Annotated in this window: 12 protein-coding genes and 1 tRNA gene; 10 read left to right on the top strand and 3 right to left on the bottom strand. The window is 67.0% G+C overall.

The window, feature by feature from the left end:
* Positions 1–4: 4 nt before the first annotated feature.
* The 5 genes from nadD to D3226_RS12210 all read left to right on the top strand — a co-directional run bounded on the left by nadD (position 5) and on the right by D3226_RS12210 (position 4,609).
* Positions 5–610, top strand: coding sequence for a nicotinate-nucleotide adenylyltransferase (gene nadD / locus D3226_RS12230; protein ID WP_202382873.1), 606 nt, complete (start codon positions 5–7; stop codon positions 608–610).
* Entirely contained in the window at positions 603–2,096 is a 1,494-nt protein-coding gene (locus D3226_RS12225; RefSeq protein ID WP_202382872.1) for a hypothetical protein, read from the top strand. Before nadD ends, D3226_RS12225 begins: the two co-directional genes overlap by 8 nt.
* Positions 2,080–2,541 (top strand): ribosome silencing factor, encoded by a 462-nt coding sequence (rsfS, locus tag D3226_RS12220; RefSeq protein ID WP_202382871.1) that lies wholly within the window; start codon positions 2,080–2,082, stop codon positions 2,539–2,541. The genes D3226_RS12225 and rsfS overlap by 17 nt, the downstream gene beginning before the upstream one ends.
* 114 nt (positions 2,542–2,655) lie before the next feature.
* A tRNA-Ala gene (locus D3226_RS12215) sits at positions 2,656–2,731 on the top strand.
* A gap of 165 nt (positions 2,732–2,896) precedes the next feature.
* A complete protein-coding gene (locus tag D3226_RS12210; protein WP_202382870.1) occupies positions 2,897–4,609 on the top strand; it encodes a long-chain-fatty-acid--CoA ligase in 1,713 nt (570 codons plus the stop codon).
* A 243-nt stretch (positions 4,610–4,852) separates the two neighbouring features.
* Here the strand turns inward: D3226_RS12210 and D3226_RS12205 are convergent, their stop codons facing one another.
* A complete protein-coding gene (locus D3226_RS12205; protein WP_202382869.1) occupies positions 4,853–5,539 on the bottom strand; it encodes a DUF3887 domain-containing protein in 687 nt (228 codons plus the stop codon).
* 55 nt (positions 5,540–5,594) lie between these two features.
* On the bottom strand, positions 5,595–5,756 hold the full coding sequence (locus D3226_RS12200; RefSeq protein ID WP_202382868.1) for a hypothetical protein: 162 nt from the start codon (positions 5,754–5,756) through the stop codon (positions 5,595–5,597).
* 232 nt (positions 5,757–5,988) lie between these two features.
* On the opposite strand from D3226_RS12200, the gene D3226_RS12195 reads away from it, so the two are divergent.
* Positions 5,989–6,390, top strand: a complete 402-nt coding sequence (locus tag D3226_RS12195; RefSeq protein ID WP_202382867.1) for a thioredoxin family protein — start codon at positions 5,989–5,991, stop codon at positions 6,388–6,390.
* Here D3226_RS12195 and D3226_RS12190 read toward each other — a convergent pair.
* Entirely contained in the window at positions 6,387–8,156 is a 1,770-nt protein-coding gene (locus D3226_RS12190; protein WP_202382866.1) for an amidase, read from the bottom strand. The two genes, D3226_RS12195 and D3226_RS12190, sit on opposite strands and share 4 nt — an antisense overlap.
* Before the next feature lie 147 nt (positions 8,157–8,303).
* On the opposite strand from D3226_RS12190, the gene D3226_RS12185 reads away from it, so the two are divergent.
* The 4 genes from D3226_RS12185 to D3226_RS12170 all read left to right on the top strand — a co-directional run bounded on the left by D3226_RS12185 (position 8,304) and on the right by D3226_RS12170 (position 15,085).
* The gene (locus D3226_RS12185; RefSeq protein WP_202382865.1) at positions 8,304–9,461 is read left to right on the top strand and encodes an RsbRD N-terminal domain-containing protein; all 1,158 of its coding nucleotides are present in this window, start codon (positions 8,304–8,306) and stop codon (positions 9,459–9,461) included.
* A gap of 79 nt (positions 9,462–9,540) precedes the next feature.
* Entirely contained in the window at positions 9,541–11,013 is a 1,473-nt protein-coding gene (locus D3226_RS12180) for a DUF3375 domain-containing protein (RefSeq protein WP_202382864.1), read from the top strand.
* The gene (locus tag D3226_RS12175) at positions 11,010–11,738 is read left to right on the top strand and encodes a DUF4194 domain-containing protein (RefSeq protein WP_202382863.1); all 729 of its coding nucleotides are present in this window, start codon (positions 11,010–11,012) and stop codon (positions 11,736–11,738) included. Before D3226_RS12180 ends, D3226_RS12175 begins: the two co-directional genes overlap by 4 nt.
* Positions 11,735–15,085, top strand: coding sequence for an SbcC/MukB-like Walker B domain-containing protein (locus D3226_RS12170; RefSeq protein ID WP_202382862.1), 3,351 nt, complete (start codon positions 11,735–11,737; stop codon positions 15,083–15,085). The genes D3226_RS12175 and D3226_RS12170 overlap by 4 nt, the downstream gene beginning before the upstream one ends.
* The last annotated feature ends 23 nt before the right edge of the window (positions 15,086–15,108 follow it).

Raw genomic sequence — 15,108 nt, 5'->3', positions numbered from 1 at the left:
CCGGATGGTGACTTCAAAGCGCCGGATCGGGGTGATGGGCGGAACATTCGATCCGATCCATCACGGACACCTCGTCGCGGCAAGCGAAGTCGCTCAGAGCTTCGGCCTCGACGAGGTTGTTTTCGTTCCCACCGGGGAGCCCTGGCAGAAGAGCAACGTCTCGCCCAGCGAGCACCGCTACCTCATGACCGTGATCGCGACGGCCTCAAACCCTCGCTTCACGGTGAGTCGAGTGGACGTTGACCGCGAAGGCCCCACCTACACGGTGGATACGCTGCGGGACCTGCGCAAGCAGATGCCGGACGCGGAGCTCTACTTCATCTCTGGTGCGGACGCTGTCGAGCAGATCCTGAGCTGGAAGGATGTGGACAAGCTCTGGGAACTTGCCCACTTCATTGCAGTTTCACGGCCTGGGCATGAGCTCTCGCTTTCGGGATTATCCGGTGAACACGTAAGCTTGTTGGAAGTTCCCGCGCTCGCCATCTCTTCGACAGATTGCCGAGCGCGGGTAGCCAGGGGGTATCCGGTGTGGTATCTCGTGCCGGACGGTGTCGTGCAGTACATTGCGAAGCACGAGTTGTACACCGAGGAAGCGACAGAGGATGAGTGAACACGACGAACAACGACCGTTGACGCGGCGCGAGCTGCGTCTCCGGGAGATGGGCGAGACCGGTGCGCTTGACCTCTCAGAGGTTGCCGAAGCCCCGGCTGAACCGGAGGCAACAGCTCCTGATGAGGATGTTGTCGCTGCGCCCGTGAGTGAAGAGATTGAGATCTCTCCGGTCAACGAGGATGGATCGCCGCGCAGCAGGCGCGAAATGCGTCAGCTTCGCGAGGATGCGCTTGCCGCTCGTGCGGCCGCGCAGCCCGCTGCTCCGGTCGTTGATGAGTCGGCTTCAAACGCTGACCCCGCGGCTGACGAGAACACTGATGAGACGCATGCTGAAGAAGCAGCGTCTGAGCCAGAAGTGTCGGCTGAGCCTGAAGCTTCGGCCGAGGCTGCGGAGACGGTGGCTGAAGAGGCGCCGGCCGCACCCCTGACCGGTGAGATGGATTTCGACTCCCTGATTTCCCCGCCCACCGAGCCGTTCACGGTGGACGAGCTGCGCGAGGCAGAAGCAGAGCGCAGTGCCGAGGAGCCCGCAGAGGCGCCTGAGGCTGACGAGCAGCCCTCAGAGTCCGAGGCCTCGGAGTCGGAAGACGCCGAGGAAGCAACCGCCGAGCCGAAGGCAAAGCGCCGGTTCCCGTGGCAGCGTCGCGGTGCAGAGGTCGAAGCTGAGGACGAGATCGCGCCCGAGGTTGAGGCTGAGAGCGATTCCGCAGACGTGGCTGATCTCGAGCTGACTGAGGCTGCTGAGGCCGAAGAAAATGCCGCACCCGCTGGTGCCCTGCTCGCTGATCCTGCTCCGGCTGAGGCCGCCGACGACCTGCCTTCGGCACCCACAGCGGAGGAGCCCAGTGACGAGGCCCACGAGGCTGAGGTCACCGAGGCCGAGGTCGCCGAGGAGGTTGTGCCCGAGCCGGTCGCGGCGAAGCCCAGCTACTCGTTCCCCGACATTGCTCCGCCGGAGGAATGGCGATCGGTATTTGACGATCCCGCGACCCGCAGTATGCCTGCGCAGAGTGGCGACGCGCAGGGCGGCTTTGACGACCTCATTTCCCGCGCGGTGGCGCAGGAAGGTGCCGTTGGGGCAACCAACACTTCCGCGCTGATTCTTCCGTCGATGCCTGAGGAGACGACCGGTGGACTCACCGGCCCGCTCGGTGGCACCGGCGATCTGTACGTGACCGGCTCGCTGAAGCTGCCGAAGTCGCTCGGTGAGACCGGGGGACACTCGAGCCTGCATGACTCGATCGAGATCGACCCGATCACCGGCGCGGAGACGAACGATCCGCAGACCACCGGTCACGGGCCCGCGCCCGTGTCTGCACGGCACGCAGTGAGCGCTCGCGTCGACTCCACCATCCCTGTTGTTGCCAAGCCCGCCAAGGAGCACAGCAAGCTGCCGCTCATCCTGTCGTTGACCGGTGGCGGCCTGCTGCTCGCCGTTGTCGCGCTGGGTATTTGGGGCGCAAGCAATGGGATGTTCGGCTAAGGGCATTCCCTTCGCCGCGCACACAATCAAAGGAACTGAACTGAACACGCAAGCAACGCGCACTGATTTCCGCGCAGATCTCGAACTTGCCGTCCGGGCTGCGGACGGCAAGGGCGCGATCGCCCCTGTCGCGCTTGAGGTGAGTGAGCACTTCGGCCTGGCCGACGCGTTCCTCGTGCTCACCGGGGCGGTCGAGCGCAATGTGCAGGCAATCTCCGACGCTGTCGAGGATGCCCTGAATGAGGCCGGCGTGCGCACAATTCGCCGCGAGGGCCGCGAGAGCGGCCGGTGGGTGCTCCTCGACTTCGGTGACCTCATCGTGCACGTCTTCCATCAGGAGGAGCGCGACTTCTACCAGCTCGAGCGGCTGTGGCAGGACTGCCCCGTGATTGACGTGGCAGACATGCTCGCGACACCCGCGGTCGCTGCAACTGACGCCGAGTAACTCGACTCAGTCGTTTGCGCTGATGGCGCGCCCGGGATTGCCTGATTTGCGTGACCCGGGGGCCGATGCGGTAGAGTAGAGGAGTTGTCGGGGGAGCATTCCTCCGACTTCCACGGGTCTGTGGCGCAGTTGGTAGCGCACCTGCATGGCATGCAGGGGGTCAGGGGTTCGAATCCCCTCAGATCCACCAAACGAAAGCCTTTGAATCTTTGAGATTCGAAGGCTTTCGGCGTTTTTGGACTCATTTCCGAGTTCGCTTGTGGCGCTCAGCCCGCCGCGGATGGCGGCGTCGATGCGTCCTGGGGGATGGGGTGCTCCGTAGGGTGGGGGATACCGACGTAGGAGGATCGCCAATATGACGGCAGTGTGTACCGAAGCTCAGCATGACCCCACGCGACCGTGGCTGTCGTCCTACGCTGAGGGGGTGCGGCCGGACATTGATCCGATCGCGGAAACTCTGCCAGAGGCCCTGCAAGCGAGTGCTCGCAGGTTTCCGAATCATGTCGCGCTGGAGTTCTTTGGGCGGACCACCAGCTACCGTGAGCTCTTCGAACTGGTCGAGCGTGTGGCGGGCGGCTTGCGGAAGCTCGGAGTTGGGCCAGGGGACCGGGTAGCGCTCGTACTTCCCAGCTGCCCCCAGCATGTTGTCGCGTTCTATGCGGTGCTGCGTCTGGGCGCCGTTGTCGTGGAGCACAACCCGTTGTACACGGAGCGGGAGCTGCGCCATCAGTTTGAGGACCACGAGGCTCAGGTGGCCATTGTGTGGGACCTGGTGAGCGAGAAGATCGATCGACTGCCGGCAGATGTCCGACCCAGGCGAATCGTCACAGTGAACATGACGAAGGCGATGCCCATCGCCCAACAGCTCGCGTTGCGTTTGCCGATCCCGAAGGCTCGGGCAGCGCGGAGAAAACTGACGGCGCGGCCCGCGTCGAAGGCTATGCGTGCATGGGAGTCGCTTCTGGGGAGGCGGCTGCCGAAGCGGGTGGCTGCCCCAAAGCTTCATGACATCGCCGTATTGCAGTACACCAGCGGTACAACGGGCAGGCCGAAGGGGGCGATTCTGACGCACGCGAACCTTCGCGCAAATGCGATGCAAGGCCGTGAATGGCTCCCCGGTCTACGTGAGGGTGACGAGGTGTTTTATGGTGTGCTGCCGCTGTTTCATGCCTACGGGTTGACGCTGTGTCTGACGTTCGCCATGAGTATCGGCGCTCGATTGGTGCTGTTTCCCACTTTTGATGTGGAGCTTGTGAAGAAAGCCGCAAAGCACTCTCCGCCAACGTTCTTGCCAGGTGTTCCGCCCATGTACGACCGTCTTGCCCGAGCGGCGCTTCACGGTGAGATTGATCTCTCGACGGTGCGGTTTGCGATCTCAGGCGCAATGCCACTGCCCGTGTCAACCGTGCAGCGCTGGGAAGAGGTGACCGGCGGGCTGCTCGTGGAGGGCTACGGTATGACCGAGGCGTCACCGGTTGCGCTTGGCAACCCGGCTGGGCCGTCACGTCGACCAGGATCGGTGGGGGTGCCATTTCCGAGCACTGAGATTCGGGTGATTGATCCCGACGATCCCTCCATTGACGTCGGTGTGGGGCAACCGGGGGAACTTTTGATCCGCGGTCCGCAGGTGTTTCAGGGATATTGGAAGCGTCCAGAGGAAACCGCGGAGACACTGCTGCATGACGGCTGGTTGCGCACCGGAGACATTGTGACGGTTTCGGCGGATGGCTTTGTGACGGTAGTCGACCGCCGGAAAGAACTGATCATTACCGGAGGATTCAACGTGTCCCCCTCCGAAGTGGAAGAAGTGCTGCTCTCCCACCCGGACATCGCGGACGCAGCAGTCGTTTCCTTGCCGCGTGGGGACGGGGCTGAGATGGTCGCCGCCGCGGTAGTGATCCGGAGTGGTGCGGAGGTCACGTCGGCGGGTGTGCGAGATTTCTGCCGTACGCGGCTCGCTGCATACAAGGTTCCGAAACGGGTAGATGTTGTCGATGAACTGCCTCGTTCGTTGATCGGCAAGGTGCTTCGGCGCGAGGTCAGGGAGCTGCTCCTCGCCGCACCATAGCCAACGGAGAATCCCAGTGACGCATGTTCTGAGCGCGGGATCGTCGAGGCGCCGCGGCACATCGAGGTGATCACGGGGCAGGGACGTTCCACCGTCGGTACGGTCGACGCGCGACCGGGTGAGACCACCCTGACGGTGAAGATCAGCATTGGGAACGGTGCGGCTTCCTGGGAGTAGCCCACACAGCGAGCGGTGCCGCAGAGGCCGAAGCTTCTCGTTCGCGGCACCGCTCGACCTGCATCGCTAGAACGCGAGATCCTCCGCACCGACCGGGGCGATGAGCAGACCGGTGATCTTCCCGGAGCCGTTGTAGGCGACGCGTCCGATCCAGTCTCCCGCCTCGTGTCGCAGCGTGGTCTGGACGATCGCTCCGTTGCTGAGAAGTCTGCCCGCGAACTTGGTGAGCGCGTTCGTGCCGTCCGGAGTGCGGACCGTGAGCTCGTCGCAGGACTCCAGCTTGCCCGTGTCGCGCACCACCTGATCCCACACGCTCATCACCTTCCGCTTGGTGAGCGTCCGCGCACAGCTGTACGTCATCGTTGCTCGAACTGCCTCGTAGTCGCCCGCGCTCAATCGCTCGAAGACCTCCCGTGTGCGAGCCGAGAGGTCGATGGACTGATCAGCCATAGTGCTTCCTTCCGTTGGCGGCTCACCCGCGGAGCCGAATCGCTTGAACGCGGCCTGCCGACTCACGCCGAGGGCATCGCCGATGACCTGCCAGGACACGCCGGAGCGACGCGCAGCACCGACCAGGGAGGCGAGCGAATCGTGCGCGGCAGTGGAGAGCGCGTTCGCTGTTTGGATCGCTGAGGTCGTCCCCGCCGCGCTCACCGAGGCATCGGCGCTCGCCGCAGCGAGAACCGCGGCGTCAACCTCCTCCGCAAGTGGGGAGAGCGCGCGCGTGGGCTGCGGGGGTGGGGAATCGGACATGGCCCCACGCTAACGTCGAGAAAGTGTGCATGTCAACCCGAGGTTGACATGCATACTAGTTGAGTGGACCGACCGTCGCGGGGTATGCGCACACGACGCAGATGGTAGCCGCAGCAACTGTGGCGAGCGTGAACACTGCCGCACCGAATCCGAGGAACACGATCTCTGCCGGCCGGGGACGGGTCCAGCGGCGGCCGGTGGGGGCGGTGAGCGTCACGGCGGCTCCTTCGGACTATCGAGCGTGGCGAACGGGTGCGCGATGCACACGCTCCCATGCTGTCGCGCGCGCCTGGGAGCGGCCCGTGCGTTTCAGGCGCGCCGCGCGAAACGGTTGACCCGTGTGGCTCATGTCGTTTCACTGGGGTGGAGTGGCTGAGCGGGGGCCAGGCGCCAAGCGCGAGACACCCGGGCACGCACGAGGAAAGGGAGCGCATTTCGCGCGACACACTATGAGCACGATTGAGATCACCAAGGACAACCTCGAGGAGACCCTCACCGCGGGCGGTATCGTGCTGCTCGACTTCTGGGCAGACTGGTGCGGCCCGTGCCGCTCGTTCTCGCCGGTGTACGAGGCCGCCTCGAAGCAGCACGAAGACATCGTCTTCGGCAAGATCGACACGGAGGCGCAGCAGGAGATCGCAGCGATGTTCCAGATCACGTCGATCCCAACGATCGCGGCATTCCGAGACGGCATCGGAGTGTTCTCGCAGGCGGGCGCGCTCCCTGCCCCCGCGCTCGAGCAGCTGATCGAGGGCGTTCGTGGCCTCGACATGGATGACGTGCGCGCGCAGGTCGCCAAGCAGGCTGCCGAGCAGGCTGAGGCTGAGGCCGCAAGCGGCGAACCCGCCTAGTTCGACTTCGGTTGCGCTGCAGCAGCGCCCCCGCCGCCCGTCGGCGCCGTGTCCTCAGCGAGGGCCGGCGCGGCGGGCGGAGCCGTTCGGAGCGCGGGCCCGCCGGCTTCGAAGGCCGCGGCGTACCCGAGCAGTGCGGGATCCGAATACGCCGCCCCCGCGAACGTGAGCCCGACGGGCATGCCGATGTCGCTCATCGTGCCCATCGGGACGGTGACGGTGGGGAGCCCGACGTGCCGCAGTGCGTAGTTGCCGTGCGAGAACTGCGTGCCGTTCGTCCACGCGAGATCCGCGGCGGCCGGATCGTGGTCCGCAGTCGCCGGGCCCACATCCGCATTCGCGGGGAACACCAGGCCGTCGAAGCCCTGGTTCGAGAGCCAGTGCTCGACGAGTTGCTCGCGCAGGGCCACAATCGCGCGCAGCCCATGCGCGAAGTCCGGGTGGTGCTGCGGGTCCGGGATTCCCGCGCGCGCGGCGTCCACGATTGAGGCGAAGCGATCCGCGTGGTCACCCACCCGTTCGTAGCGATCAGGGAGCTGCCCGGGCGGGGTCGGATAGATACGCCGCGAATCAACAACAGCAAGATTCGGCAGATTGGGATCCGCGTTCGCGCGCAGAAAGTCGTCCCAACCGAAGCCGAGAAAACCGTGGAACTCAAGTTCTGACCAAGACGCTGGCATGTCACCGAGCGCGCCGAGAAACTTCTGCCCGGGGCGGTCGCGCTCGTATGCCCCGATGAGCGGGAAGTCGGTAATCACGAGTTCGGCTCCGAGTGCCGTCAGGCGATCCCGCGCTGCCTCCCAGAGCCGCAGGATCGATGGCCGCACGCTCATCGGGTAGGCGGGATCCTCCCCGAGGTACATCGCAGGGACGGCGAAGCGCTTTCCCGCAAGGGCACCGGGCCGGGCGAGCGCGGTGTACGAGGTGGGCCGGTGTTCGCTCGCGCGGGGGATGGGCATGGCCTGCTGTCGCCGCCAGAAGTCGCCCCGCGTGTGTGGGTCGTCCTGCACCAGCACGTCGAGCACCCTGAGCATGTCGGGCATGCTGCGAGTGTGCGGCACCACGACGTCGCGCGCGGGGAAGAGTGGCCAGTTGCCGCGGATGGAGAGCACACCCCAGCTGGGAGTGTACGCGCACAGCGCGTTGTTCGACGCGGGGCTCCGGCCGGAAGAGACCGTTTCCTCGCCCATGCCGAACGCTGCGAAGTTTGCGGCGGTGGCCACGCCCGAGCCGTTCGAAGATCCGGACGCGTAGGCCGCAGCGAGATAGTCGCGATTGTACGGGCTCTCAGCCCGCCCATAGAGGCCACGCTGCATGCCGCCATCGGCCATCGGGGGCATGTTTGTTTTGCCGATGAGGATCGCGCCCGCATCCCGCAACACGGAGACCGAGTGCGCATCCCACTGCGCGGTGAGCGATGCGAACGCCGGGGAGCCTGCCGCGACAGTGAGTCCGCGCACCATGTACGAATCCTTGACCGTGAACGGGACGCCCTCGAGTGCGCGTGCCGTGCCCGCGCGCCACCGTGCGTCGGCCTCATCCGCTGCGGCCAGTGCCTCCGGATTGAGTACGACGACCGAGCCCAGTCCCTCAGGCCCCCGGTCGAAGCGGGCGATGCGTGCGAGATAGCGTTCCACGAGCCAGCGGCTGGTGATGACTCCGCGGCCGAGCGCGGCCAGCGTCTCAGCGATCGTGGCCTCGGTGAGTGAGAACGCTCCTTCCCCGCGTGGTGGCGTGGGGGCGGGGTCGACGGTGCGCTCGGTCATGCGGGGCCTCTCGTGTGCTCAGCTTGGGGCAGGCGGGGTGCCATGCGCCGGAGTGGATCCAGTCTTTCAGGCAGAACGCACTCATTTGTAGGGCAGGTGCGCTCGGTTTTCTCTCAAAAAGCGTGCGAGTGCACTTACACTCGGGTCATGGTTGATCAGTCATTCGGCGCGGAAACGCGGCACGGCGATGCCGCACGCTGGCAGCACCTCATCGCGCAGCTCGATCCCGCTCAGCTCACCAATGCGCTGCTGCCGCTCGTTGGCGCGGTGCCCGGCTATGAAGCCTCGCCCATCCCCAGGAGCGAAATTCGACGTACGGCAGAGCTCTCCTTCGTAGGCATCATCGCGGGCCTGAAGGACGGTGAGCTCGGGGAAGCGATCACGGTGGCTGATGAGATCGGCGCCTCCCGCGCCCGAGCCGAGGTACCGCTGAGCGCCCTCATGAGTGCCGTCCGCCTTGACTTCACGGTGCTCTGGGAGCAACTCGTCGCCCTCTCGGAGCCCGCCGACGCCCCGCTCATTGTGCAACACACGGGTGCGGTGCTGCGCATCGTCGATGCGTGGGTCGCGCAGGTGCAGCGGGCCTACCTCGGGGAAACGCGGCGCATCGCGGACGAGGCTTCCGCTGGGCATCGCGACGCGATCGCTGCGCTCTTCCAAGATCCGCCACCCACCCACGAGCGACTCGCGGCACTCTCGGTGCAACTCGGCTTCGCGCCGGGGGAGGGGCTCACCATCCTCGCGGCGCTCGACGCCGAGATCCCGGCCCTGCATGCCGCGCTTGCGGAACTGCGCCGCAGCGGCGGTATCGCACACACCCATCATCTGAACGGGGCGCTCATCGCAGTAGTGCGCGACGATATTGCGGGGGCCGCGCTGCGGGAACGAGCGATCGCAGAGCTGCGGGTGGGTCTGGTGCGCGAGCCGGAGGGGCCACGCGCACTCCGACACTCCGCGGGAATCGCCCGCGAACTTGCGCTGTGCGCGGAGCCGGGCGAAGCGGGAGCCATGACGTGGGGCCGGGGGTGGGCACGCTATGTCGCGCGGGCGCTCCAAGCTGAGGGCACCGAGATCGTCGCTGATGTGCGCTCAGCGCTCGCCACGTGCACCCCGGCGAAGCGGGCCCGCCTCCTCGAGACCGTGGGGGATTTCCTGTCGACGGGCAGCATCGGGCTGACCTCAGAGCGCCTGTTTTCGCATCGAAACACAGTCTCCAAGCATCTTTCCGAGTTCCGCGCGCTCACCGGGGTCGATCCCACGGTCCCGAGGGAGGCCGCGCGGCTGGTGATCGGCTGGCCTGCCTGAGCGACTGAGCGACTGAGCAACTGACTGCCTGAGTGCCCGGCGCGCGAGCATGAGGCTGTGCGCGGTATCCTGAAGGGATATGACACACTCACGGGCTACGGCGAGCTACCGCCAGGCGGCGGCGGCATTCCAGAACCCGATGCTCGAACTGCTGCACGGGCGCTACGCGCCGTTCGTGGTGTCCTCCCTCTCACAGATCTTCACCGCGGAGCGCCCCACGGTTGCGATCTCTGACGCCCACGTCGAAGTGGGCGACGCCGTGGATGAACTGCGCGCCGCGGGCCTTGACGAGGGGGAGCGGCGGCTGCCCGCCGGGAACGGCCGCGAGATCTGCCGCTACTGGGTACGGGTCGGCTGGCTCGTGCCGCAGATTGAAGACGGAGCCGAGGTGTACCGACTCTCGGCGCAGGCCGTCGGCGCACTGGAGATCGTTGGCCGCGCAGGCGCTGGCCGTGCCCGGGTGTCGCGCTCGCGAGTGCGCACGCTGCTTGACTCGGTCGACCAGCTCGTGCAGAGCGCGGAGACCGATCCCGAGCAGCGGCTCGCTGCACTGCAGGCGGAGCGGAACGCGATCGATGCGGAGATGGCGCGGCTCCGCGCGGGCGAGATTGACCCGGTGGACGACGAGCTGCTCCTGGAGGAAGCCGAGAACGTACTGCACCTCTCGCGTGAGTTGCCCGCCGACTTCGCGCGTGTCGCCGAGTCGATCAACGCAATGCAGCGCGACGTTGTTGCCGAGTTGCGCCGCGATGTGCGGCCCGCTGGTGAGGTGCTCCGCGAGTACCTGCGGCGCGGGCAGCACGTCATGCAGGCCACACCCGAGGGGCGTGCATTCTCCGGTGCGCTCACCCTGATTGGCGATGCCGAGCACATCGACCAGCTGACGGATCAGCTCACGGGTGTGCTTGCGCAGCCGTTCGCGGGACTCCTGGCGCAGGATCAGCGGAGCGAGCTGCGCGCCATCGCTAGCCGCGTGGAGCAGGGCGTGCAGGAAGTGCTCACCGCGCAGCGGCGCGCCTCACACGTGATCACCGCGCAGGTGCGCACCCATGATCCGGCTCGAGATCGTGAAGTAGACGAGCTGCTGCGCGGCGTCATGTCCGGCCTGCAGAGCTGGATGCAGCACTCCCGCCCTGCCGACCGCGCCGAGCCGTTGCGCAGCCTCCCCGCAGCGCAGATCGGGCACCTCAGGCAGTCGCTCAGCGATCCGCGCCCGCCGCAGGGTCCCGAGCCGCTCCGCGCCGACGAGGCCGGCGTTGAGTTTGTTGATGCGGACACGCGCGCTTGGGGCGGCCCACGCTACACCGAGCTCGAGGCGTACGTGGCCGGGCTGGGCACTGACACCTTTGACCTCGCCGCCGCATTCGCGGGCACTGACGCTGATACCCGGCGCCCCGTCGATCTCCTCGGCCTCCTCGAAATCGCGCACCGGAACGGGATGTCGGAAACGGAAGACGTGTCCGTCGTCGAGGCGCTGCGCCCAGACGGCAGCGTCCGCTCCTTCGCCTTCGGCGCCGTGACCGCCAGCACTCAGAAAGACCAGACCGCATGAGCGACACCCCTATAGCCGAGCCGAACGTGGAGCTCCGCGATCCCGATGATGCCTTCCTCGCCGCGGTGTCGATGGAGCGGGACCCCGACGAGAGCTTCCCCGGCGACCGCGGCGTGCTCGACCTTGACGTGCGGCGCGTGCTGGTGCGGCTCCTCCAGCGTCGTTTCCTGCTCGCCGAGCGCAACCCGGATGAGTGGAAAGTGCTCCTCGAGCACCAGCAGGTGATCGAGTCCCGCCTGCACGATCTCTTCGTGCGCCTCGTGGTCGACCCGGCGCGCGGGGTCGCCTACAAGCAGCAGATCCGTTCGGATGAACTCGACGCCCCGATCCTGCTCCGCGACGAGGCCTACACGCGTGCCGAGACGCTCGTGCTCGTATACCTGCGCACCGTCTATCAGCGCGAGTCAACCGCGGGGGAGCCCGCCGTTCGCGTGGATGTCGAAGAGGTGGAGCAGACCGTGCTCAGCTACTTCACTGCGGCGGACGGCGACGTGGCGCGACGTCAGAAGGCCATTCGCACCGCGCTCGGGCGACTGCGCCACGAGGGCATCATCGAAGAGGAGTCGGAAGGACGCTTCCGCATCAGCCCGCTCATCGAAATCGTGCTGAGCGCCCCGCGCCTGCGCGAGCTGGCGGAGTGGCTGCGCGCCCAAAATGCGGCGGCCGGATTGCCCGCTTCTGCCGGGACCACCGACGCACCCGAACAAGGAGACGCTGCGCTGTGACCATGCTCGATACCCTCTTCGGGCTCATCCCGGCCGAGTCGCGCGGCCAGCAGTGGGCCGCAGACGAACTTCAGTTGGTCAACTGGGGCGGCTACGACGGTGCGCACCGAGTGCGTTTCTCGCCCACGGCGACGCTCTTGTGCGGTGGCTCGGGATCCGGAAAGTCGACGCTCATGGACGCCTACATCGCGCTCATGATGCCCCACACGACCCCCTTCAACGGGGCGTCGAACGGCGGCGTCGCCGGACGACCGCGCGGCGAGGAGCAGCGCAACGTGCTCTCCTACGGGCGGGGCAAGATCGACGAGTCGCGCACGGAAGAGGGCACGCAGGTGCGTGTGCTGCGCGGGGACGGCAGTGACACGTGGACCGCCATCGCGATGACCTGGCTCGACCATGACGGCTCGCGTTTCACCGCCGTGCGCGCCTGGTACATCCCGGCCGCTGCGAGGGTGCTCGAAGACACCGTGAAGGTGCGCGCCGTCGTTGATGGGCCGTTCGACCTCGCCGCGCTTGAGCGTGCGGCGACGCAGCGGCTCTCCGACGCGGCGGTGCGCGCGGCAGGGCTCGAATCGATTGCGACGGATCGCGAGTTCTCTGCCCGCATCCACTCCGTGTTGGGTATCGGGGCGGCGGGTGCAGGCGCGAAAGCGATGAGCCTGCTCGCGCGCATTCAGGCGGGTCAACAGATCACCACCGTGGACGAACTGTACAAGCGCATGGTGCTCGAGGAACCCGAGACGCTCGCCATCGCTGACGCGGTGGTGAGCCACTTTGATGAGCTGGAGAGCACGCGAACGCGCATGGTTACCGCGCAGAAGCAGGTGCGCGTGCTCCGCCCGATTCGCGACATGAGAGGGCGCATCGAGGACGCCGCCGAGCGGCTGCGTCTCATCGACGAGGTAGGCCGCTTCACCGACCCCGCGTCCATCGCGGCGCTGTGGCGCACGAGCCGGCGCCTCGAACTGCTGCGCGGCGTGGAAAGCGAACTGCAGCAGCGCAAGCGTGACGCCGACGCTGAGGTGCGTGCGCAGCACGCTCTCGCTGACGCGGCGGAAGCCGAGCGCGGTGCGCTCGCCGAGGTGCTCCGGGCATCAGGCGGCGATCGCCTTGAAACCGCCGAGCGTGAGCTCGGGCGTGTGGAGCGTCGAATGACCGCGGTGCAGTCGCAGCGCGCCCGCTTCGATGAGGCGACCTCCGTGCTGGGGGAGGAGATTGCTTCCGAGCGGGAGTTCACCGCCCTTGCGAGTCGAGCTCGTGCGGCGCTCGCCGATGCCTCCGCGAAGGCAGGGGCCCGCGCGGCGTACGCGGAGGCCCGCGCTGCGGCCGATGCGCTGCGCCGCCGACGCGACGCACTCGGCCGGGAGCGCGAGCAGACGCTGGATCGCAGCGACGCGATCTCCCCGATCCTGCACGAGAGCAGGGAGCTGCTGGCAGAGGCCGCGGGGATCCCGATCTCTGAGCTGCCGTTTGTCGGCGAACTCGTTGAGGTGCGCACGGAATTCGAGCCGTGGCGCGACGCGTTCAACCTGGCGCTTGGCGGTTTCGCCACGACCGTGCTGATCGACGAGGCATCGCTGCCTCAGTTCCGCGCAGCGATCGACACGGTGCGGACCCCGGTGCGGTTGCGTTACGAGGGCGTGCCGACCGGTGCCCCGCTCGTCGCACGGCTCGAACCGCGGCGCCTGCCTGGGAGACTCGACTACCGCGACACCCCGTTTACTGGCTGGCTGCAGGAGCGGCTGGAACGCCAGTACGACTTCGTGTGCGTGGACCGAGCCTCGGAGCTCAGCGATCACGCGCAGGCGCTCACGATTGCGGGGCAGCTGTCGCAGGGCAGCCGTGGAGCGCACGGCGGTCAGGGACGGCGAAACGTGCTGGGTTTCTCGAATCAACGCCGCATCGCCGAGCTCGATGCGGAGCTCGCGCTGATCGAGGCCGAGCTGAGCGACGCGGCGCGCGCTGAGTCCGATGCAGATGGAGCGCTCGACGCGCTGGAGGCTCGACTCGTGGCCTACTCCGCGGTGCGCGAGGCGAACTGGGATGAGCTCGACGTTGCAGCGGTGGAGCGCGAGCAGCAGCGCTGGGCCGGCATCATCGCAGAGGTGACCGAGGGCAACCCCGAGATTGCTGCCGTGCAGCAGCAGCTTGCCGCGGTGCGCGCGAAGGTCGGCAGCCTGCAGGAGCAGATTGGCCGTGCGAAGGGTGAGCAGGAGCGCATCGCGGAGCAGTGGGCCCGAATCACCGATGAGGTGGATGAAGCGCAGCAGGCGGTGGACGAGGCTGAGGACGCGGAGCGCGGAGTTGCCCCGGAGCAGCTGAACTACCTGCGCTCTCGTTTCGAGCTCACCGAGGGCGGTGCTGCGGGCAGCGCCGCAGAACTTGCGCGCTTCGACGCCGCGCTCGACTCTGCGGGACGGCGCATGCTGGAGGACCAGGCGGTGGCACAGGCCACGCTCGAAGAGCAGCGCGACGGGCTGCGGCGTACCCTCGAATCGTTCCTCGAGGCGTGGCCGAACCCGACCCTGCGCGCAGACCCCGATGCCTCACTGGCGGACTTCGAGCGGATTCTCGCCGAGCTTGAGGCGAGCGGGCTGCACGAGCTCGAGGCCGAGTGGAAGGAGAGCCTCCTCCGGCTCTCCGGAAATGATCTCGCAAACCTTGATTCGGCCCTTGGTCGCGCGCTTCGTGAGATCCGCGAGCGTATCGAGCCGGTCAACCGCATCATGCGCGATCTGCCGTTCTACGATGACGACCACCGCCTGCAGATCACCCCGCGCGAACACCAGACCGAGCCCCGACGTCGCTTCCGCGCCGAGCTTCGCGAGGTGCGCGCCTTGATCGACGCAGCGGGCACTGACGCCGAGCGGGCGCACGTGTACGAGCGGATGGCGCGCCTCATCGGACGCATGCGTCGCACCGCGCCCGATTTCTCCGACCTCATCGACGTTCGCAATCACGTGCGCGTGAGCGCCGAGAAGGTGCACGCCGAGACGCGCGCGCACGCCGCACTCTACGACCACATCGGCGAGAAGTCGGGCGGGGAGTCGCAGGAGCTCATCGCGTTCATCGTCGGGGCCGCGCTCCGCTATCAGCTCGGCGATGCTGACGCAGAGCGGCCGCGCTATGCGCCGGTGTTCCTCGATGAGGCGCTCATCAAGGCGGACGCGCACTTCACGAAGCGCGCGATCGGCGCATGGCGGGGGCTCGGCTTCCAGCTGATCATCGGCGCGCCGAACGATAAGTACAGTGCGATCGAGCCGCACGTGGACGTCGAGTACGACATCCTGAAGGATACGCAGGGCCGCTCGTGGGCGAAGCCAAAGGTCGCGCTTCCGGCCGGCTAGCGCCCCATCGCGGCGGGAGCATT

The organism is Leucobacter chromiireducens subsp. chromiireducens (genome assembly GCF_016758255.1).
Lineage (GTDB): Bacteria > Actinomycetota > Actinomycetes > Actinomycetales > Microbacteriaceae > Leucobacter > Leucobacter chromiireducens.
Note: the sequence above shows the minus strand (reverse complement) of the source record. Positions and strands in the feature narration are given on the sequence as shown.

What these genes read in the sequence shown, in the direction of transcription:
- D3226_RS12190 (WP_202382866.1), bottom strand. Translation starts at nt 8,156, where the DNA reads ATGACCGAGCGCACCGTCGACCCCGCCCCCACGCCACCACGCGGGGAA.
- D3226_RS12225 (WP_202382872.1), top strand. Translation starts at nt 603, where the DNA reads ATGAGTGAACACGACGAACAACGACCGTTGACGCGGCGCGAGCTGCGT.
- D3226_RS12185 (WP_202382865.1), top strand. Translation starts at nt 8,304, where the DNA reads ATGGTTGATCAGTCATTCGGCGCGGAAACGCGGCACGGCGATGCCGCA.
- D3226_RS12180 (WP_202382864.1), top strand. Translation starts at nt 9,541, where the DNA reads ATGACACACTCACGGGCTACGGCGAGCTACCGCCAGGCGGCGGCGGCA.
- D3226_RS12195 (WP_202382867.1), top strand. Translation starts at nt 5,989, where the DNA reads ATGAGCACGATTGAGATCACCAAGGACAACCTCGAGGAGACCCTCACC.
- nadD (WP_202382873.1), top strand. Translation starts at nt 5, where the DNA reads ATGGTGACTTCAAAGCGCCGGATCGGGGTGATGGGCGGAACATTCGAT.
- D3226_RS12205 (WP_202382869.1), bottom strand. Translation starts at nt 5,539, where the DNA reads ATGTCCGATTCCCCACCCCCGCAGCCCACGCGCGCGCTCTCCCCACTT.
- rsfS (WP_202382871.1), top strand. Translation starts at nt 2,080, where the DNA reads ATGGGATGTTCGGCTAAGGGCATTCCCTTCGCCGCGCACACAATCAAA.
- D3226_RS12175 (WP_202382863.1), top strand. Translation starts at nt 11,010, where the DNA reads ATGAGCGACACCCCTATAGCCGAGCCGAACGTGGAGCTCCGCGATCCC.
- D3226_RS12210 (WP_202382870.1), top strand. Translation starts at nt 2,897, where the DNA reads ATGACGGCAGTGTGTACCGAAGCTCAGCATGACCCCACGCGACCGTGG.